We start from the raw sequence: 19,734 nt of genomic DNA, 5'->3' as shown, positions 1-19,734 counted from the left end.
CACCGTTCAACGGTGATAGGGATGCCCCACCATCAGGGTCCAGGCACGATAGAATTGCTCGGCCAGGATCACCCTGACCAGCGGGTGCGGCAGGGTGAGCGGCGATAGCGACCATCGCCGATCGGCACTGGCGGAGAGCTCCGGCAAGAGGCCATCGGGGCCTCCCACCATCAGCACCACATCACGACCTTCACGTCGCCACGCCTCGCCTTCACGGGCCAGCCTCTCGGTACTCCAGGTCTGGCCCTGGACTTCCAGCGCCACAGTGAACTCATCCCCTTTCAGACGCTCGCGAATACGCTGCGCCTCCAATGTGACTGCACGCGTCACATCGGCATTCTTGCCTCGCTGCCCCGGGGCAATTTCCTCAATCTCCAGGGCAAAATCCCGGGGCAGGCGTTTGCGGTACTCCTCCACGCCCGTATTGACCCAGGAAGGCATGCGCGTGCCCACCGCCAGCAGGCGGATTCTCATGCGCTACCATGCTCCTCTCTGGGCTCCATATCACTTGGCAGGTCGGCCCAGAGACGCTCAAGGTCATACAGTTGGCGGGTTTCGGGAAGCATCACATGCACCACCAGGTCACCGAGGTCCACCAGCACCCAGTCGGAGCCGGCCTGCCCTTCCACACCCAGAGGCGGGTGGCCACCGGCCTTAGACTGCTCGACAATGTGGTTGGCCAGCGCTGCCACATGCCGGGTGGAAGTCCCGCTAGCCACAATCATCAGGTCGGTCACGCTGGTGAGTCGCGATACGTCCAGCATGGCCACGTCCTTGGCCTTGAGGTCATCCAGTGCATCTACCACCAATGTCTTGAGCGAATCGTTGTGCATAGCCCCTCGTCAACGGGAAGTCTTGGTCGGTGCCCATTGTAGCGTCTTGCGCGGCCCCTGGCAGCGTTCAATGCTACCGATATAGTGCTCTTTCGTGAATTCGCGCCTCTACGGCCTCGGGGAGCAAATAGCGGATACTGCTGCCTGCGGCAAGCCGGCGACGCACTTCGGTGGCCGAGATCGCCATTCGCGTCGGCAGTGCCAGGCGCAAAAGGCTTCCCGAAGGGTGCTGAAACAGTGCCTCACAGCTATCGACCTCCCGCCGGGCGATCAGTTCTGCCAGGGCATCGGGCAATGGTGCCTCATGATCCGGGCGATCGATCACCACCAGATGGGCCAGCTCGAAGAGGCGATCCGGCGTTCGCCACTCCGCCAGCCGGAGGAAGGCGTCATGCCCCAGCGCCATTACCAGCCGCGCCTGGGCGCCGTACTCCTCCCGCAGGCTGGCCAGGGTATCGGCGCTGTAGGAAGGTCCGTGGCGTTCGAGCTCACGGGCATCGGCCATCAGGCCCGGTGTCCGGCCGATGCCCAGCCTCAGCAGAGCGAGACGCTCTTCAGGCGGCACCGTGGGCTTGTCACGCAGCGGCGGCATGCTGGCGGGCACCATATGCACCCGGTCGAGACTCAGGCATTCGCGCAATTCGACGGCGCTGCGCAGGTGGCCCAGGTGTACCGGGTCGAAGGTCCCGCCCAGCATGCCGATACGCTGCGGCATGGCCACACCCCCCTGGCCAGCCGAGGCTCCCGGGTCCCGTCGGTTCACCCTCTGACCTGGCCGTCGCCCAGCACCACGTACTTGCGTGTGGTAAGACCTTCAAGGCCCACCGGGCCACGGGCATGCAGCTTGTCGGTGGAGACCCCGATTTCTGCACCTAGGCCATACTCGAAGCCGTCGGCGAAGCGGGTCGAGGCATTGACCATCACCGAACTGGAATCGACTTCGGTCATGAAGCGACGAGCCAGGCCATAGTGCTCGGTGACGATGGCATCGGTATGGTGCGAGCCGTAGCGTTCGATATGCGCTATCGCCGCCTCCATGCCGTCGACCACGCGAATCGCCAGCACCGGCGCCAGGTACTCGGCTTCCCAGTCCTCCTCGCTGGCGGGGGTGGCACTGTTAAGCACACGGCACGTCCGCTCGCAGCCACGCAACTCGACCCCATGCTCTGCATAGGCGTCGGCCAGCCGGGGCAGGAGCGAGTCGGCCAGCGGCGCATCGATCAGCAGGGTCTCCATGGTGTTGCAGGTGCCGTAGCGCTGGGTCTTGGCATTGATCGCGATGGCCATGGCCTTTTCCGGATCGGCGGTGGCATCAATGTAAACGTGGCAGACACCATCCAGGTGCTTGATCACCGGCACACGCGCCTCTCGGGTGATGCGCTCGATCAGCGACTTTCCGCCGCGGGGAATGATCACATCCACGTACTCCGGCATGGCGATCAGGCGGCCCACGGCGGCGCGATCCGTCGTGGCCACAACCTGTACCGCGGCGTCGGGCAGCCCGGCCTCAAGCAGGCCCGCACTGATACAGGCGGAGATGGCAGCGTTTGACTCGCGAGCCTCCGAACCACCGCGAAGTATGCAGGCATTGCCGGACTTGAGGCACAGGCTGGCAGCCTCGAGAGTCACATTGGGGCGCGACTCGTAGATGATGCCGATCACACCCAGTGGCACCCGCATCTGGCCGACCTGGATACCACTGGGGCGCATCCGCATGCCATCGATCTCCCCCACCGGGTCGGGCAGGGCCGCGACCTGCCGGAGGCCTTCCACCATGGCGTCCAGTCGTCCATCATCAAGTGCGAGTCGATCGAGCAGGGCAGCATCGAGCCCACTGTCGCGACCACGGGCCAGGTCCCTTTCATTGGCGGCGAGTATCTCACCGCGGCGATGCTGAAGTTGATCGGCCATGGCCTGCAGGGCGCCGTTCTTGTCGGCGGTGACGGCCCGGCGCATTTGCGTGGCAGCGGCACGTGCAGCCTGACCCAGGCGCACCATGTAGCTATCGACATCGCCAATGGCCTGGTCGGCGGCGGTTTCGGTTCGAGAGACGTAAGCGGACATGCGGTATCAATATCTCCTGGACTACAGCCTCAGAGGGGGCTGTGGACGTTATACTGGCGCAACTTCGTGTCGATCACCATAGATAGTAAGGCACCATGCAAAGCAAGTACAAAGTCGGACTGATGCGCCTGAACCTCTTGGTCGCGGCACTGCTTCTGGCCCTTCTGGCCTACCGGACGGAGCTTTTTGCCAGCGCCTTGCTGCTGTGGCTGGCTGTGGCCTGGCTGACGGTGACTGCGTCCCTGCTCGAATTCAGCCACCGGCGGCCCGCCACGGTACCCTGGCAGCTGCTGCCAGGCCTCTTGCTCGCCGGCCTGCTATGGACGGACCCCGAGCGTCATGCCCTATGGATCTGGGGATGGCCGGCCCTGCTGATGCTGCCTCAGCCGAGATGGATGCTGGGCCTCACCTTCATCCTGGCAGGTCTTACCTGGTGGTCTCTCATCGGCGTACTCGGCTTCGAACAGTCCCTCTTCTCGGGCCTGCTTCTATTGACGCTGATGCTGCTCGGGCTGGCACGCAACCTTCAGCTCCAGCCGCAGCGACTCGCCTCACGCCAGCGCGTTCGCCTGGCACCCGGGCTTCCGCTCTGGACCGCGCACCAGCTGGCTACCGACCTGCGTCGCGAACGGGCGCGCTGCCGACGTGAAGGGGTGCATGGGGAATTACTGCTGCTCGGCACATCGCGCCATCAGCTTTGGCCGCTTGCCCAGGACCTGTGCCGGCAGACCCACGACTTCGAGACCTGCTATCGACTCAATCAGCGAACGCTGGCTGCCCTGCTGCTGAGCCGGGACCAGGAACAGGCCCGGTCACGTCGCAAGGCGCTACTCGACGGCTTGCGCGCCCCGGTGAAGGCACGCTTCACCACCCTCGAAGTCGCGGGCTCCCTCGACGAACAGCTGGCGAGGTTCGAGCAACAGCAAAACGCCCTTGCGATCGATCCGGAGCCCAGCCATGGACCATGAGAGCAAGTGGTCGTCGACCCGCACAGTCATTGCCTATGCCGCTGGCGCCCTGCTGCTGGGGGGCTACGCTCTGTGGCATTATCTCATGGGCGACTATGACCGCATCCTGATCCCTGCCATCCTGGCCCTGCTCATCATGGTCGCCATGCTGCTACGCCTTGCACTGACCAGCAACGCGCGCCTTTCGGCCTACCTGGTGCTGATAGCCGGTTATCTGATGCTGGCGCTGGAGCTGCCCCAACTGGATAACGCCGCCCCCTTCTGGGCCGGCCTGGCGCCGCTACTGACGCTGCTGCTGGTGCCTCTGCCCCCGGCCATACTGCTGAACATCCTGCTGGCACCGGTGTGGCTGGTTCTCGTCAACGATGGGCAGCTCAACAGCGAACTGGCCCTCGGTTACCTCGCCCTGATGGTCGTTGCGGCTCTGGCGCCCTGGGAGCAGAGCCGACAGGAGGCCCTGCTCAAGGCCACCGACCCCAGGGACCCTCAATGCAACGCCCTGGCCAAGGAGACCCTCGACGAACTCCTCGCCAGCGAGTATCAGCGCACCGAACTGCTTCACCAGCCGCTTGCCGTCCTGATCATACATCTGCCTCAGCTGGAGATGGCCAGCGAACAGTTCGGCAGCCGGGCACGTCAAGCGCTGCTGGATACTCTATGCCGAGAGACCAATCGCTGTTCCCGGCGTCATGACTTTCTGGGACGCCACAGCGCGGCTACATTCTGGCTGGTACTGCCCGATACCGGCGAAAGCGGCGCCCAGATGGTCCAACAGCGAATCGAGGAGGCCATCGACCGGACGGTGCTCGTGGACACCGGCCCACTGCGTGCGCCGACCCTGCTCTGTCAGCGCTTCGCTGGGGAGTCATGGACGCGCTTCGAGCAGCGCCTGCAGATCCTGACACGTCGCCTTACAGAGCATTGACATATGCCGACCGCTATCAAGGAGCCGATGCTTGAGCCTGACCGAGACCCTATACCTGTTCGCCCCCTCGCCGGGAATGCTGCTGTTCATTATTGGCCTCATTGCCCTGCTCGAATCCCTGGCACTGGTGGGCCTGCTGTTGCCCGGCGTGGTTCTGATCACCGCGGCCGCATCACTGGCCGGACACCAGGACATGGGCATCGCCGCTATCCTGCTGGCAGCATTCATTGGCGCGGTGATCGGAGACGGACTGAGCTTCATCCTGGGCTACACACAACGGGAACGTGTCACGCGGCTCTGGCCTTTCTCGCAGCATCCGGAGTGGCTGGCCAGAGGCGCCCGGTTCTTCCAGCGCTATGGCAGTCTCTCGGTGTTCTTCGGGCGCTTCGTCGGTCCGGTGCGCCCGGTGATACCGCTCATTGCCGGCATGCTGCAGATGTCCCCGCGCGCCTTCGTCTGGGCCAACCTGGCCTCGGCGGCTCTTTGGGCACCGGCCTATGTTCTCCCTGGCTACCTGCTCGGCCAGACCTGGCAACAGCTGCTCGGCCTGCCTCCCGGCCTGGGCGGCCTGCTGATCGCCCTGACACTCCTGGTGGTAGCGCTGGGATTCATCTTTTCCTGGCTGCGTCATCAGTTCAGCCGCAGCGGTCGGCTCTATCGCCTGCTGGCAAGCATCGCTCGGCGCCACCCGGTGATGCGACGCCTGTGGCTGACGCACAGCTGGCGTAGCCGCGGCGAGATACCGCTGGCAAGCTGGCTACTGCTGATTTTCTCGCTGGGCGGGCTCTCGGGATTGACCATCGCCGTGATACGACAGCGCGGCCCCTTCGATCTCGATCTCAAGGTACATGCCCTGTTCGACAGCCTGGCGGTGCCTGCATTGCCCGCTTTCGGCCAGCTGCTGGCGCGTGTCGGCGACATGTATGGCATTCTGGCACTGGTCATTCCCTGGGGTCTCTGGCTGCTGGCGAGGCGGCACCTGGCAGCTCTCCTTCATCTTGCCGCCGGGCTGGGCGCCATCGCCCTGCTCAATACACTGGGCAAAGCGATAATCGGCCGGCCGCGACCGGATACGCCGGACTACCTCACCGGTTCACTGGCTTACCCGAGCGCCCATGCCTCCTCCGCCGTGGTGCTCTATGGCCTGGCCGCCGCCTTCCTTGCACAGGGACTGCCGCGTCAGAAACGCTTCTGGGCCTACTGGATTGCCATTGCACTGGCACTACCGATGGCCTTCTCGCGCCTGGTCATTGGCGTACATTGGCTAAGCGACCTGATCGGCGGCGCCCTGCTGGGGTTGGTAGTCTGCGCGCTCGTCCGCCTCTCGTGGCAAAACCAGCCCCGCCCGGCGCTGACGCCATGCCCCTGGCTGGCGCTGACCGCGGCGTCTTTGGTCCTGGTGGGGGCGAGGGTGGCCTGGCTGCCACCGGTATAGACGCTGCCCGGTTACACCTCAGCCCAGCGCCAACCAAAGGCCGACGCCGACCATCAGCGTCCCGGCGATACGATTGAGCAGCCTCACATTGCCGCTCTCGCCAAGCGCACGACGCAAACCTCGCCCTCCGGCGGCATACAGTAATAGACAGATGAATTCGATCACCAGTATGAGCGTGATCAGAACGGCCAACTGGCCTGCCAGGCTGCGCGACGCATCCAGGAAGGGCGGCAGAAGTGCCACGAAGAAGGCCCAGCCCTTGGGATTGGCTACCGCCGTGATGAAGCCCTGCAGCGCCAACTGGCCGCGTGAGGCCGGGGGCAGGTCGACGTTTTCGAGGGGAATCGCCATGCGCCCCCGGGAGCGCCACATCATCACGCCCAGATAGCCCAGATAGACGCCCCCCACCCACTTGAACAGGGCAAAGAGCTCCGGCTGGCGCAGCATCAGCGCGGCGACACCGGCACCAGCGGCGGCGGCCACCAGTCCCACGCCCACCAGCTCGCCAGCCATCATCCACAGCGTGCGCTTCACTCCCTGGGTCATCCCCAGCACCATGGAAAGCGTCATGCACATGCCGGGCGTCAGCGAAACGAAAAGAAAGGTCGGGATGAAGACCGACAGGATCGACAATTTGATCAAGCGTTCTCTCCATCGCTCTCTTCACCTTGCGGCTCCCCCCAGCGGGGCATCAGCCGGTGGTCGATGCCGAGCTGATTAAGGACTCGGGCAACAATGAAATCGATCAGGTCGTCGATGCCCTGTGGCCGATGGTAGAACCCCGGCGCGGCGGGCAGGATCACAGCACCGAGCCGCGACAGCGCCAGCATGTGCTCGAGATGGATCGCCGACAGCGGAGTCTCGCGGGGTACCAGGATCAGATTGCGACGCTCCTTGAGCGCCACGTCGGCGGCCCGCTCGATCAGGTTGTTGCTCGCGCCGGTGGCCACGGCCGACAGCGTTCCGGTGGAGCAGGGGCAGATCACCATGGCAGACGACGCCCCGGAGCCGGAGGCCACCGGGGCCATCCAGTCCTCGCGCCCGAAGCAGCGAATCTGGCCCGGCGCCGCGGCGCTGCGCTCGCTCAGCGCCTGAGCCAGACGTTCGGGCCTCGCCGGCAGCTCCCGGTCGGTTTCGGTGGCGATCACCAGATGCGCCGCCTTGGAAACCATCACCCAAACCTCATGCTCAGCCGCCACCAGCGCCTCGATCAGGCGCAGCCCGTACTGAGCCCCCGAAGCGCCGGTAATGGCAACGGTGACCGGCGCCTTGAAGCCCTTATCCGACTTCGCTTCAGCCATGTGCCACCTCCAGGGCCACCAGCAGCTTTTCATGAATGCCGCCGAATCCGCCGTTGGACATCACCACGATACGGTCCAGCGGCCTGGCCTCGGCCACCAGTGCCGCGACCAGCGCATCGATATCCGAGATCAGTCGGGCCGGCTCGGGAATGGCCGCCAATATCGGTTCCAGCGACCAGTCGAGGCCGGCAGGCTGATACCAGAAGCTCTGGTCGGCAGCGGCGACGCTCGCCGCCAGCCGGTCGCTCAAGGTGCCCAGGCGCATGGTATTGGAGCGCGGCTCGATCACCGCCAGCAGCCGTCCCCGTGTCGTGGCGGCGCGCAGCCCTTCGAGGGTTGTCGCGATCGCCGTGGGGTGGTGGGCGAAATCATCGATGACCTGGATGCCGGCCACCTCGCCACGCACCTCCTGGCGCCGCCGCGGCGTCTCGAAGCGTGCCAGCGCCGCACAGCCCCGGGCCAGGTCGACGCCGCACACATGGCCCGCCGCAAGGGCCGCCAGGGCATTGCGTGCGTTATGGGTACCCGTCAAAGGCCAGTCGACCACCGCATCCTCATCGACTTCCGCCTGCTGGTGAATCACCCGAAAGCGACTCGCATCGTCGCGCTCCAGCGCGAACCGCCAGGGGTTCGAGGGCGCGGCACCCAGTCGTTCGACGGGTGTCCAGCATCCCTGCGCAAGAACACGGTCGAGGGCCGGCTCATCATCGGCCACCAGCAGCCTGCCGCGACCGGGGACGGTTCTCACCAGGTGATGGAACTGTCGTTCGATGGCGGCGAGGTCGGCAAAAATATCCGCATGGTCGAATTCCAGATTGCCGAGAATGGCGATCTCCGGGCGGTAATGCACGAACTTGGAGCGCTTGTCGAAGAAGGCCGTATCGTACTCGTCGGCCTCGACCACAAAGGGGGCGTCCGCTGCCCCGAGGCGTGCCGAGATGCCGAAGTTGCGTGGCACCCCGCCGATCAGGAAGCCCGGTTCAAGGCCGGCAGATTCCAGCAGCCAGGCCAGCAGGCTCGCCGTGGTGGTCTTGCCATGGGTGCCGGCCACGGCGATGACCCGCCGCCCCGGCAGCACATGCTCAGCCAGCCACTGGGGGCCGGACACGTAGGGCAGCCCCTGGTTCAACACCGCCTCTACCTCGAGGTTGCCGCGAGAGAGTGCATTGCCGACGATCACCAGGTCCGGCCGTGGGACGAGATTGGCCGCATCATACCCCTCACGCAGCGCGATGCCGGCCTCCTCCAGCTGGGTGCTCATGGGTGGATAGACATCGGTATCCGAACCGCTGACCTGGAAACCCAGTTCGCGAGCCAACAGCGCCAGACTGCCCATGAATGTGCCACAGATGCCGAGAATGTGAAGGTGCATCAGAATCCGACCTTATCGACAGGAAAACGGGCGCCAAGGCCCTACACAGAAGAGTCGGCAGACTATCACGGCCCGACGACACGCCTCCAGCGGCGTGCAGCCTCGCCGACTTTCGACTAGAATAATGCGCCTTTTCGTGAAGCATGAAACGGACCATTCCCCCGCACGAGATCAGGAGCACGCAAGCCCCATGGCCCAGCATAACGCCTTCTATGCCCAGTCTGGCGGTGTCACCGCCGTGATCAACGCCAGCGCCTGTGGAGTGATCGAAGCCTGCAAGCGTCACTCCGACCGCATCGGCAAGGTCTATGCCGGACACAACGGCATCATCGGCGCCCTGACCGAGGACCTGATCGACGTCAGCCAGGAGAGCGACGAAACCATCTCTGCTCTGCGTCATACGCCCGGCGGCGCCTTCGGCTCCTGTCGCTACAAGCTCAAGGATATCGAGACGCATCGTACCCAGTACGAACGCCTGATCGAGGTCTTCCGCGCCCACGACATCCGCTACTTCTTCTATAACGGCGGCGGCGACAGTGCGGACACCTGCCTCAAGGTATCCCAGCTCTCCGAAAAGCTCGGCTACCCCTTGACCGCGATTCATGTGCCCAAGACCGTCGACAACGATCTGCCGATCACCGACAACTCGCCGGGTTTCGGCAGCGTGGCCAAGTACATTGCCACCTCCACGCTCGAGGCCTCGCTGGATATCGCCTCCATGTGCGCCACCTCCACCAAGGTCTTCGTCCTCGAGGTCATGGGACGGCACGCCGGCTGGATCGCAGCCGCCGGGGCACTTGCCGGGAACGGAGAAGGCGAGCCGCCCCATCTGGTGATCTTTCCCGAGGTGGCCTTCGATCGCGCCCGGGTCATGGCCCGGGTGGAAGATGCGGTGCAGAAGTACGGCTACTGCGTGATCGTGGTATCCGAGGGCGCACGCTACGAGGATGGCACCTTCCTGGCTGATTCGGGCAATACCGACGCCTTCGGTCATCGCCAGCTGGGCGGGGTGGCACCTACTCTTGCAGGCATGGTCAAGCAGGATCTGGGCTACAAGTACCACTGGGCCGTTGCCGACTACCTGCAGCGAGCCGCACGCCACCTGGCCTCGAGGACGGATGTCGAGCAGGCCTATGCGGTCGGGCAGAAGGCGGTGGAGCTGGCCATCGAAGGCAAGAACTCGATGATGCCGGCCATCAAGCGAGTCAGCGAAACGCCCTACGAGTGGCGCATCGAAGCCGCCCCTTTGGCCGATGTGGCCAACCGCGAGAAGTTCATGCCCGCCGAGTACATCCGCGAAGATGGTTTCGGCATCACCGCGGCGTGCCGCCAGTACCTGTTGCCACTGATTCAGGGTGAGGACTATCCCCCCTACGAGAACGGCCTGCCAAAGGTCGCCCGCCTCAAGCTCGCCAAGGTCGAGCGCAAACTGGCGGAGTTCAAGCTCTGAAGAGCGTTACAGGCGCCTCAGCCGACATCAGGGTGTAGTGGGGCCCGAACGGGCTGGCCAGGCATGACCAGCCCGTGGCTTGTCATGACATCACCTCAGCAGCCAGGACAATACCAGTAACAGCAGCAGGATCCCGGCGATACCCTGCCAGAAATTGGCTGGCTCACGCAGCAGGCGAGAGGATTTCACTGCAGTCCGGCCCTTCCCGTCATGGTGACGCAACGCATAGAGAAACTCCGACATGCGCCGGAAGCGCAGCGGACGCTGCGGATCCAGCGCCCGCCGCAAGGTGTCGTCCAGTTCAAGCGTGATCTCCGGATTGAACAGCCGGGCACTGCGGTAGCTCAGCTGCTCCAGGTCGGTATGGCCGCGCAGCTGATTCGGGGCCAGCTCGTAGGGCAGCTTGTCGGTCAACAGCCAGTAGACGGTGGAAGCCAGGGAGTATTGATCGCTGCGCCGGCCGACACTGTCATCCAGCGCATACTCCGGTGCGCTGTGTTCGCTTAGCCCGAGCTGACGCGCCAGTTCGCGGGAGCGGCGATGCCCCTCCAGGTCACGCATGTGACAGGCACTGAAATCGGTCAGCACGACCTGGCCGTGGGTATCGATCAGGACATTGTCGGGGTGAATGCGCTGATGCAGCAGGTCTCGATGGTGGAGTGCCTGCACCGCCTTGCCCAGCTGAACAGCAATGTCCAGGCGCTGCGCCAGGCTGGCCTGGGGATGGCGCCTGGCCCAGTCAGACAGTGTCACCCCATCTACGTAGACCATGAGGTAGTAGAGGTAGCGTCGCGGACGGGAGGGCTCCATGACACGAGCCACGAAGGGCGACTTGACCCTCTCCACCACCCATTGCTGCAGCAGGAAGTGTTCCAGGTAGGCATTGCGGTTCGAGAGTTCAGGACTCGGGGCCTTCATCACCATCTCGCGCTCGGTGCGTGTGTCACGCACTCGATAGACCCGGGATTGTGCGGTGCGCGACAACACTTCCTGTATCTCCAGGCCATCAATGCGTTCGCCGGGCGACAATTCCGGGGGGATCGGCAGGTCACCGTAGATGCGCCCAGGGTGGTCACGGCCCTCTTCCGGTAACTGGTCGATGCGCACCAGTTGAAAGCAGAACTGATCGGCACCATAGCCCCGGGACTGGGCACGGTCACGCGCCGCGCTGGCGAGTCGTTCGCAGGCGGCATCCAGATCGCTGGCATCCTCGCGAATCAGTTGGACATAATCCGAGGGCATCAGCGTACCCCGCACCGCCTGGGTCGTGAACAGGAAGATATCGCCCTGCTTGAGGGGAAGCTGCAGGTAATCGATATCGATGCTGCCATCCAGGCCCAGCGCCCTGGAGGGATAGCGATACCCGCCCAGGTCGGTAATGTGGTCCCGCGAAAGCTGCTCGAATTCCGCCCCACGCAGGCGAAAGACCAGGGTATCTCCCATATGAAAGAGATGAGCCTCGCGAGCTCGAAACACCATGGCGGAAAGCGAAGCGACGTAGCTACCATCTTCGACGAAGGTGCTCTGGCTGTAGCACCAGCCATTCAATGCGCGCAGCACTCGTGTCGCCGATGTCTTGACGTCCCAGTGATCGGGAGTTGAAAAATAGTCGGCAAGAAAGCCTCGCACGCTGAGGTCACCCGCCTGCTTGGCGATGGCATTGCGCGAGCTGGTATCGCTGATCAGGGCGCAGGCGCCCTTCGCCGTGAGCTGCCCCGCCTCATCGGGTATACGTACTGACATGGAACTGCGGTGGCGACGCCGATCCGGGGCCACGAAAGCCTGACCGACATTCAGTGACAGCTGGGTAGGTACCAAGGCACGCTCCTCACGATTTGCCGCTTGCGCTATATTGCCGAGTGCTGCCGTCGATCGGCCGGCCTGCTACTTGCGCATGCCATCATACACGCTTGTCAGGAGCCAGGCCTGCCCACCAAAGCCCGAGCCAGCTATAAAGCCGATCCATCACCTATGTCGCATTGGTAATCCACAGCTTGGCTCCGTATAATTCGCCGCATTTCGGGCCACTCGCATTTGCGCCAAAGCATTTTCGCCAAACCAAGGAAGCGACGATGAACTTCGACAACATCCCTGCCGGCAAAGACCTCCCCAATGACGTCTATGTGGCGATCGAGATTCCTGCCCACCATGCACCGGTCAAGTACGAGATCGACAAGGAGATGGGTACACTGCTGGTGGATCGCTTCATGGCCACTCCGATGTTCTACCCGGCCAACTACGGTTTCATTCCCCACACCCTGGCCGACGATGGCGACCCCCTCGACGCCCTGGTGGTGACTCCCGTTCCGGTGCAGGCGGGCAGCATCATCCGCGCCAGGCCGGTGGGCATCCTGAACATGACCGATGAAGCCGGAGAGGATGCCAAGCTCGTCTGCGTCCCCCACGCCAAGCTGAGCACACTGTATGACGACGTGCATGAGGTCACCGACCTGCCCGAGCTGCTGCGCCAGCAGATCGCTCACTTCTTCGAGAACTACAAGGATCTCGAGAAGGGCAAATGGGTGAAAGTGGAATCCTGGGAAGGGGCCGATGCCGCCCGCAAGGCCATCGAGAAAGCCGTGGCGGCCTACGAAAAAGCCTGATCACACCCCCTGACACGGATCACCTTGCGGGCCGCCTTTGGGCGGTCCGCGCCGCTTGTGCCCTGCTATGCCCTACCCCCCCAGCTCTTTTCACCCATGGCGCAACGTCGTTGACGAATCCAGCCCTGACTCTACCCAAAGCGACAACCAGGCGGGGGTAGTGCGACAAACAAACGCAGCCGGGCAGCGGTGCTTCGGTTCTAATATGCTATCGACGTGAGTTATTCTGGCAGGAGAAATTTTCATCTCGCCCCATGGCTCGTCACCCGGGAACTCCCAACGTCGAAGCGAGTCTCAAAGGCGCCCGACCAGGCCTGGAAAAGGATGACTGCGTTGCCTATCCGCTACCCCCTTAGATGGCTGGCCCTTCTGCTGCTTGCATGTCTGCCCCTTGTGGCCCAGGCGCAGTGGTTCTCGTCCTCATCGGGGAACCAGGGCGACTTCCTGCCGGTGATGGAAGCCTTCCAGCCCAGCGCCTGGCACGACGGCGAGACGCTCTACATCGGCTTCGAGAACGCCGAAGGGTATTACCTCTACCGTCATCAGTTAGGGGTCGAAAGCCGAAACGACGGCCCCGAGCTGGGTGAGCCGGAAATACCAGCGGGCGAATTCAAGAGCGATGAGTTCCTCGGCGATGTCTACGTCTTCTACGAGAAGGTCGTGTTCGAAGCCCCCATCGAAGGTCACGCCGCCGGCCCGCTGGACATCACTGTCCGTTTCCAGGGCTGTGCCGACGCCGGACTCTGCTACCCCCCGGAGCAGGTTGACCTGCAGGCACCGGAACGCAACATGCCCGCCGCCTTCGTGGGATGGCGTGACGGCGGAGAAGGCACCGGCGACGCGGATCGCTCAACGAGCGTAGCTGGAACGCTGCAGGCGCCGCAGAGCGAGGACGGTCGCTTCAATGCCCTGATCAGCAGCGCCAGCCTACCGATGACGCTCGGCCTGTTCTTCGTTGCCGGCCTGGCGCTTACGTTCACGCCCTGCGTGCTGCCGATGGTGCCGATTCTCTCCTCGATCATCGTCGGCCAGAATCCGACCCGGCCCCGCGCCTTCGTCCTCTCGGCCAGCTATGTCGGCGGGATGTCGCTGACCTACGCCGCGGTCGGCGTACTGATGGGTCTGTTCGGTGCCGGCCTCAATCTCCAGGCCCACCTGCAGTCGCCACCGGTGCTGATCGTCTTTGCCGGCCTTTTCACCCTTTTTGCCCTGGCAATGTTCGGCACCTTCGACATGCGCCTTCCCCCTCGGCTGGCCGGGCGCATCGACGCCTTGCAGAACCGTGCCCAGAAGAGTGGCCCTGTCGGCCTGGCCGGTGCCGGCTCACTCTCGGTGCTGGTAGTTTCTCCCTGCGTCTCGGCCCCCCTGGCCGGCGCCCTGGTATTCATTTCCACCACCGGGGATGCAGTGATGGGCGGCGCCGCCCTGCTCGCACTGGGCCTGGGCATGGGTGTGCCACTGCTGCTGGTCGGCACCTTCGGCGCCACGGCACTACCGCGCACCGGCGCCTGGATGAACGGCGTCAAGATACTCTTCGGCATCCTGCTGCTCGGGGTGGCGATCTGGCTGGTGGAGCGCCTGCTGCCGCCTCCGGTCACCTTGCTGCTGTGGGCCGCCCTGGCCATCGGCAGCGCCCTGGCCCTTGGCGCGCTCTCGCTGAACCTCACTCAGGGCTGGCCACGTGTCCGCCAGGCCGCTGGCCTGCTGCTGCTCACCTGGGGTCTAGCGCTGGTGATCGGCGCCGCACGCGGGGGCCATGACCCGCTTCGTCCCCTGGCCCCACCGCTGGCCCTGACCGGCGACGCCCAGCAAGCCGCCGAGATAACCACCGTCGAAGACCTGGGATCACTGGAGGCCACCCTGCTGCGCAACGCCGAGCAGGATATGCCCACCTTCGTGCATTTCACCGCCGACTGGTGTATTTCCTGCAAGCAGATGGAACGCCAGGTCTACCCCACCCCCCAGGTGGCCGAATCGCTGTCGCAGTTCGCCCGCATCAACGTGGATGTGACCCGCACCGGCGACGCGTCCCGGGAGCTGCTGGACCATTTCGGCCTGTTCGGCCCGCCCAGCCTGATGTTCTTCGACCAGGGTGAAGAGATACGCGAGGCCCGCATCCAGGGTGAGGTACGGGCCAACGAATTTGCCTCCCACCTGGAGAGCCTCCTCGACTGGCTTGGCCAGCGCAGCAGCTGATCCCAGCCTCATCGCCCGCTCCTACCATGAATGACCGAATACCCTCCCAACCGGGATGGCGAACACCGTTCCCTCTCGCTGGACATCGTTCGCGATTTTAGGCACACTCCGCCAACAACACATATCAAGGCCGATAGCGTCGGCAATATTCGACATCTTGCCGGGATCTATCGAAAGTTGGCTTGGGTTAACAGCGTCCCGGCCACCTGTCACCTACTCACCGATCGAGACAGAGTCATGGACATCCGCAAGGTCAAGAAGCTGATCGAACTGCTCGAAGAATCCAACATCAGCGAAATCGAGATTCAGGAAGGCGAAGAGTCCGTCCGCATCAGCCGTCATCCCAATGGCGTTAGCTGGCCGCAGCCTCAAATGGCCCCCCAGTATGGTGCGCCGCAGCCCACTTCAGCCCCGGCCAGCGCTTCGCCGTCACCGGAACCGGCTGCAGAAACGGCATCTTCCTATCAGGGCCACGCCTTGACCTCACCCATGGTCGGCACCTTCTATCGCAGCCCTGCGCCGGGCTCCAAGCCCTTCGTCGAGCTCGGCTCCAGCGTCAAGAAAGGCGAGACGGTGTGTATCGTCGAAGCCATGAAGATGATGAACCAGATCGAGGCCGATCGTGACGGCGTTATCGAGGCGATCCTGGTCGAGGACGGTGAGCCCGTTGAGTTCGACCAGCCGATGCTCGTCATCTCCTGATCTTTCACCCAGAACTGGCGGACTTCATCATGCTGGACAAGGTTCTCATCGCCAACCGCGGCGAGATCGCTCTGCGTATCCTGCGTGCCTGCAAGGAGCTGGGCATCAAGACCGTGGCCGTTCACTCCAAGGCAGACCGTGAACTGATGCACGTGCGACTGGCCGACGAGGCCGTGTGTATCGGGCCGGCTTCCTCGGCACAGTCCTATTTGAACATCCCGGCGTTGATCAGCGCTGCGGAGGTCACCGATTCCAGCGCCATACACCCCGGCTACGGCTTTCTCTCCGAGAACGCCAACTTTGCCGAGCAGGTGGAACGCTCCGGTTTCGTCTTTATCGGGCCCCGGGCCGAGACCATTCGGCTGATGGGCGACAAGGTCAGCGCCATCGAGGCGATGCAGATCGCCGGCGTGCCAACGGTACCCGGCTCGGACGGCCCGCTGGGCGATGACGAAGGCGAGATCATCGCCATCGCTCGACGCATCGGTTACCCGGTGATCATCAAGGCCGCCGCCGGCGGTGGCGGTCGCGGCATGCGCGTGGTACACACCGAGGCCCACCTGCTTTCCGCCGTCAACGTGACACGCACCGAGGCGCACTCCTCCTTCGGGGACGGTACCGTCTACATGGAGAAGTTTCTCGAGAAGCCGCGCCATGTCGAGGTTCAGGTGCTGGCCGACGGCCAGGGCAACGCCATCCACCTCTTTGACCGCGACTGCTCGCTGCAGCGACGCCACCAGAAGGTACTGGAGGAAGCCCCTGCGCCCGGCATCGACCCCGAGGCCCGCGCCCGGGTACTGGAAGCGTGCCGACAGGCCTGCATCGAGATCAACTACCGCGGTGCCGGAACCTTCGAGTTTCTCTACGAGGACGGCGAATTCTTCTTCATCGAGATGAACACCCGTGTCCAGGTGGAGCATCCGGTCACCGAAATGGTGACGGGGGTCGATATCGTACGCGAGCAGCTTCGCATCGCTTCCGGCCTGCCGCTGTCCATCGCTCAGGAAGACGTCAAGATCCATGGGCACGCCTTCGAGTGCCGCATCAACGCCGAGGATGCGCGCACCTTCATGCCCTCCCCGGGCAAGGTGACGCTCTATCACCCCCCCGGCGGCCTCGGCGTGCGCATGGACTCGCATCTCTATACCGGCTATACGGTACCGCCCCACTACGACTCGCTGATCGGCAAGCTGATCACCTGGGGCGACAGCCGGGAGATCGCCCTGACGCGCATGCGCAACGGACTCGATGAACTGCTGGTGGAAGGCATCAAGACCAATATCGATCTGCACAAGGATCTGGTTCGCGACGGCTACTTCCAACAGGGCGGCGTCAACATCCACTACCTGGAGAAGAAGCTCGGCTCCTGAGACCGGCTTTCGATCCCGGCGGGGTGGCCATAGGCCACCCCGCCTGCGTTACGCACGGAGAACACCATGCCCTGGCTGCAGTTGAAGGCCCGTATCGCCCCGGAGCAGGCTGAGCTGCTCGAAGAGCTGCTGATGGCGGAGGGAGCCAGCGCCATCACCCTGCAGGATGCCCACGACGACCCTGTCTTCGAGCCCGAGCGCGGCACCACGCCGCTATGGGACGAGACCGTGTTGACCGGCCTCTACGACGATCTGGAAGGCCTGACGGCCATGCTGGAGCGCCTGGCTGGGGCCTGGGCCCAGGCCATGCCGGGTGAGCCCTGCCCGAAAATCGAACATGAACTGCTGGCCGATCGGGACTGGGAGCGGGAGTGGATGGACGACTTCCAGCCCCTGCGCATGGGGCAGCGGCTGTGGATCGTGCCGAGCTGGCACCAGCCGCCCGACCCCGATGCGGTCAACCTGCATCTCGACCCGGGGCTCGCCTTCGGCACCGGCACCCACCCCACCACCGCCCTTTGTCTGGAGTGGCTGGACGGCCTGGCCCTGACAGGCGAGCTTGATGAACGAGCCGTACTCGACATCGGCTGCGGCTCGGGCATTCTGGCCATCGCCGCGCTCAAGCTTGGCGCAGGACAGGCCATCGGCACCGATATCGATCCCCAGGCGCTACAGGCCAGCCGGGACAATGCCGCCCGCAACGCGATTGCCGATGAAGACCTCCGCCTCTGCTATCCCGAGGAACTGGCAGAGTCCGGCACGGCAACGACCTTTCCCGTGGTGATCGCCAATATTCTCGCCGGGCCGCTGATCGACATGGCAGCGACCGTTGCCGGACACGTGGCTCCGGCCGGCCGGCTGGTGCTCTCGGGCATCCTCGAGAGCCAGGCCGGCGAGGTCCTCGAGGCCTACCGGGAGCAGGGCCTGGTCATGGACGAGCCCGAGATTCGCGAGGGGTGGGTGCGCCTGAGCGGCCGCCGCCCGGCCTGAGCCGGCAAACAACATGAGCCGGCAAACAACACCTTTGGCACCTTCACCATGGGACGACGGGGGCGTATGATATGCAGCCCCCGAGTCACTAGATTGCATCATGCCCGATAGCCGCCCCCTGCCACAGATCGGTCGCCATCGCCTACCCAACCGGGTAGTCCTGGCCCCCATGGCCGGCGTCACAGACCGTCCCTTTCGACAGCTGTGCCGTCGACTCGGGGCCGGCCTCGTGGTGGGCGAGATGGTGACCTCAGACCCGGCACTGTGGCATACCCGCAAGTCTCGCCAGCGCATGGACCACCGCGGCGAGCCAGGCCCCCGCACGGTGCAGATTGCCGGTGGCGATGCGGCGATGCTCGCCGAAGCCGCCCGGCTCAATGCCGAACAGGGGGCCGAGATCATCGACATCAACATGGGCTGTCCGGCGAAGAAGGTATGCAACAAGGCCGCCGGCTCCGCACTCCTGCGCGATGAAGCCCTGGTGGCCGAGATTCTCGAGGCAGTGGTCGCCGCGGTGGACGTTCCGGTGACGCTCAAGATCCGCACTGGCTGGTGCGCCGACAGCAACAACGGGCTCCGCGTGGCCCGGCTCGCCGAATCGGCCGGTATCCAGGCGCTGGCGGTCCATGGCCGTCATCGTCAGCAGCGCTACAGCGGCCAGGCCGAGTACGACACCATCGCCGACATCAAGTCAAGGGTGAATATTCCCGTGTTCGCCAACGGTGATATCGACTCGCCGGAGAAGGCTGCCTTCGTTCTCGACTATACTGGAGCGGATGCGGTGATGGTCGGTCGCGGCGCCCAGGGCAACCCTTGGATATTCCGCGAGATTGACTATTACCTTCGCCATGGACAGGCACTGCCCCCACCCACGGAGCGCGAGCGCGCCGACGTATTGCTAGATCATCTGTCGGCCCTGCACGCCTTTTACGGGGAGACAATGGGGGTGCGCATCGCGCGCAAACACCTCGGCTGGTACCTCGCATCGGATCATCGACTCGGCGAGGGTCGGCAGCGCGAACTACGCGCTGCCTTCAATGTCCTTCAGCATCCAGCCGAGCAATATGACTTCATCGACGACCTCTTTTGCCCTGGGAGCGGCCCAGCCTCCTCCAGGGCAGCGAATGGAATCAGTGCCGCATGAATCGTGAAGCCTTCAACCGGAACCCCAACCTGTCGGAAATCGACATCGGTCCCTGCACCGAAGTGGCCGGCCTCGACACGCCGTCCTCGCCGGCAGCGTCGGTAGAACAGCCACTGCGTGAGGCCGTGGATTGCGCCATGCGACGTTACTTCGATCACCTCGATGGCGGCACTGCGACCGACCTCTATGCCATGGTGATGGCCGAGGTCGAAGCCCCGCTGATGGCTGCCGTATTGGACTATACCCAGGGCAATCAGACTCGCGCCGCCGAAATCCTCGGGCTCAACCGAGGCACGCTGCGAAAGAAGCTCAAGCAGCATGACCTGATCTGAATTGGCTGGCCCTTGGCCGCCCGGTAGTACCTACTACTTCCCCCCACCT

At 64.1% G+C, this 19,734-nt stretch carries 19 protein-coding genes; 11 read left to right on the top strand and 8 right to left on the bottom strand.

The window, feature by feature from the left end; translation table 11 throughout:
* Positions 1-6: 6 nt before the first annotated feature.
* The 4 genes from rlmH to KZO25_RS02260 form a co-directional block, all read right to left on the bottom strand.
* Positions 7-474 (bottom strand): 23S rRNA (pseudouridine(1915)-N(3))-methyltransferase RlmH, encoded by a 468-nt coding sequence (gene rlmH / locus KZO25_RS02275; protein ID WP_066446423.1) that lies wholly within the window; start codon positions 472-474, stop codon positions 7-9.
* Complete coding sequence (gene rsfS / locus KZO25_RS02270) at positions 471-833, bottom strand: ribosome silencing factor (protein ID WP_066446420.1); 363 nt, start codon at positions 831-833, stop codon at positions 471-473. Before rsfS ends, rlmH begins: the two co-directional genes overlap by 4 nt.
* A gap of 73 nt (positions 834-906) precedes the next feature.
* Positions 907-1,548: a nicotinate-nucleotide adenylyltransferase gene (nadD, locus tag KZO25_RS02265; RefSeq protein ID WP_223135687.1), complete on the bottom strand. Its 642-nt coding sequence runs from the start codon at positions 1,546-1,548 to the stop codon at positions 907-909.
* Positions 1,549-1,592: 44 nt separating this feature from the next.
* On the bottom strand, positions 1,593-2,897 hold the full coding sequence (locus KZO25_RS02260) for a glutamate-5-semialdehyde dehydrogenase (protein ID WP_223135686.1): 1,305 nt from the start codon (positions 2,895-2,897) through the stop codon (positions 1,593-1,595).
* A gap of 95 nt (positions 2,898-2,992) precedes the next feature.
* On the opposite strand from KZO25_RS02260, the gene KZO25_RS02255 reads away from it, so the two are divergent.
* Genes KZO25_RS02255 through KZO25_RS02245 form a run of 3 tightly spaced genes read left to right on the top strand, consistent with a single transcriptional unit; the run spans position 2,993 to position 6,225 of the window.
* Positions 2,993-3,865 (top strand): hypothetical protein, encoded by an 873-nt coding sequence (locus KZO25_RS02255; protein ID WP_223135685.1) that lies wholly within the window; start codon positions 2,993-2,995, stop codon positions 3,863-3,865.
* Positions 3,855-4,790, top strand: coding sequence for a diguanylate cyclase domain-containing protein (locus KZO25_RS02250; protein WP_223135684.1), 936 nt, complete (start codon positions 3,855-3,857; stop codon positions 4,788-4,790). Before KZO25_RS02255 ends, KZO25_RS02250 begins: the two co-directional genes overlap by 11 nt.
* Positions 4,791-4,821: 31 nt before the next feature.
* Positions 4,822-6,225: a bifunctional DedA family/phosphatase PAP2 family protein gene (locus tag KZO25_RS02245; protein ID WP_223135683.1), complete on the top strand. Its 1,404-nt coding sequence runs from the start codon at positions 4,822-4,824 to the stop codon at positions 6,223-6,225.
* Positions 6,226-6,243: 18 nt separating this feature from the next.
* Here the strand turns inward: KZO25_RS02245 and KZO25_RS02240 are convergent, their stop codons facing one another.
* From KZO25_RS02240 to mpl, 3 genes are read right to left on the bottom strand one after another with little or no spacing between them, the layout of a single operon-like run.
* Entirely contained in the window at positions 6,244-6,867 is a 624-nt protein-coding gene (locus KZO25_RS02240) for a LysE family translocator (RefSeq protein WP_066446402.1), read from the bottom strand.
* Positions 6,864-7,526, bottom strand: a complete 663-nt coding sequence (locus tag KZO25_RS02235) for a flavin prenyltransferase UbiX (protein ID WP_223135682.1) — start codon at positions 7,524-7,526, stop codon at positions 6,864-6,866. Before KZO25_RS02235 ends, KZO25_RS02240 begins: the two co-directional genes overlap by 4 nt.
* Positions 7,519-8,898, bottom strand: a complete 1,380-nt coding sequence (mpl, locus tag KZO25_RS02230; protein ID WP_223135681.1) for a UDP-N-acetylmuramate:L-alanyl-gamma-D-glutamyl-meso-diaminopimelate ligase — start codon at positions 8,896-8,898, stop codon at positions 7,519-7,521. Before mpl ends, KZO25_RS02235 begins: the two co-directional genes overlap by 8 nt.
* Positions 8,899-9,088: 190 nt before the next feature.
* Between mpl and KZO25_RS02225 the strand changes: the two genes are divergently transcribed.
* Entirely contained in the window at positions 9,089-10,348 is a 1,260-nt protein-coding gene (locus KZO25_RS02225) for a 6-phosphofructokinase (protein WP_223135680.1), read from the top strand.
* Positions 10,349-10,438: 90 nt separating this feature from the next.
* On the opposite strand, the gene KZO25_RS02220 is transcribed toward KZO25_RS02225, so the two are convergent.
* A complete protein-coding gene (locus KZO25_RS02220; protein ID WP_410505369.1) occupies positions 10,439-12,091 on the bottom strand; it encodes a protein kinase domain-containing protein in 1,653 nt (550 codons plus the stop codon).
* Positions 12,092-12,420: 329 nt separating this feature from the next.
* Between KZO25_RS02220 and ppa the strand changes: the two genes are divergently transcribed.
* The 7 genes from ppa to fis all read left to right on the top strand — a co-directional run bounded on the left by ppa (position 12,421) and on the right by fis (position 19,685).
* Positions 12,421-12,951, top strand: a complete 531-nt coding sequence (ppa, locus tag KZO25_RS02215; RefSeq protein ID WP_066446386.1) for an inorganic diphosphatase — start codon at positions 12,421-12,423, stop codon at positions 12,949-12,951.
* Between the two features lie 324 nt (positions 12,952-13,275).
* Positions 13,276-15,147, top strand: a complete 1,872-nt coding sequence (gene dsbD / locus KZO25_RS02210) for a protein-disulfide reductase DsbD (protein ID WP_223135678.1) — start codon at positions 13,276-13,278, stop codon at positions 15,145-15,147.
* A 237-nt stretch (positions 15,148-15,384) separates the two neighbouring features.
* Positions 15,385-15,849 (top strand): acetyl-CoA carboxylase biotin carboxyl carrier protein, encoded by a 465-nt coding sequence (accB, locus tag KZO25_RS02205; protein WP_066446383.1) that lies wholly within the window; start codon positions 15,385-15,387, stop codon positions 15,847-15,849.
* Positions 15,850-15,878: 29 nt separating this feature from the next.
* Positions 15,879-17,219, top strand: coding sequence for an acetyl-CoA carboxylase biotin carboxylase subunit (gene accC, locus KZO25_RS02200; RefSeq protein WP_223135677.1), 1,341 nt, complete (start codon positions 15,879-15,881; stop codon positions 17,217-17,219).
* A gap of 66 nt (positions 17,220-17,285) precedes the next feature.
* Entirely contained in the window at positions 17,286-18,209 is a 924-nt protein-coding gene (prmA, locus tag KZO25_RS02195) for a 50S ribosomal protein L11 methyltransferase (protein ID WP_223135676.1), read from the top strand.
* Positions 18,210-18,309: 100 nt separating this feature from the next.
* A complete protein-coding gene (gene dusB / locus KZO25_RS02190) occupies positions 18,310-19,353 on the top strand; it encodes a tRNA dihydrouridine synthase DusB (RefSeq protein ID WP_223135675.1) in 1,044 nt (347 codons plus the stop codon).
* A complete protein-coding gene (gene fis, locus KZO25_RS02185) occupies positions 19,350-19,685 on the top strand; it encodes a DNA-binding transcriptional regulator Fis (protein WP_144439617.1) in 336 nt (111 codons plus the stop codon). The genes dusB and fis overlap by 4 nt, the downstream gene beginning before the upstream one ends.
* Positions 19,686-19,734 lie beyond the last annotated feature (49 nt).

It is taken from the genome of Halomonas sp. ANAO-440, assembly GCF_019915905.1.
Classification (GTDB): domain Bacteria; phylum Pseudomonadota; class Gammaproteobacteria; order Pseudomonadales; family Halomonadaceae; genus Halomonas; species Halomonas chromatireducens.
This window is presented reverse-complemented; position numbering and strand designations above follow the sequence as displayed.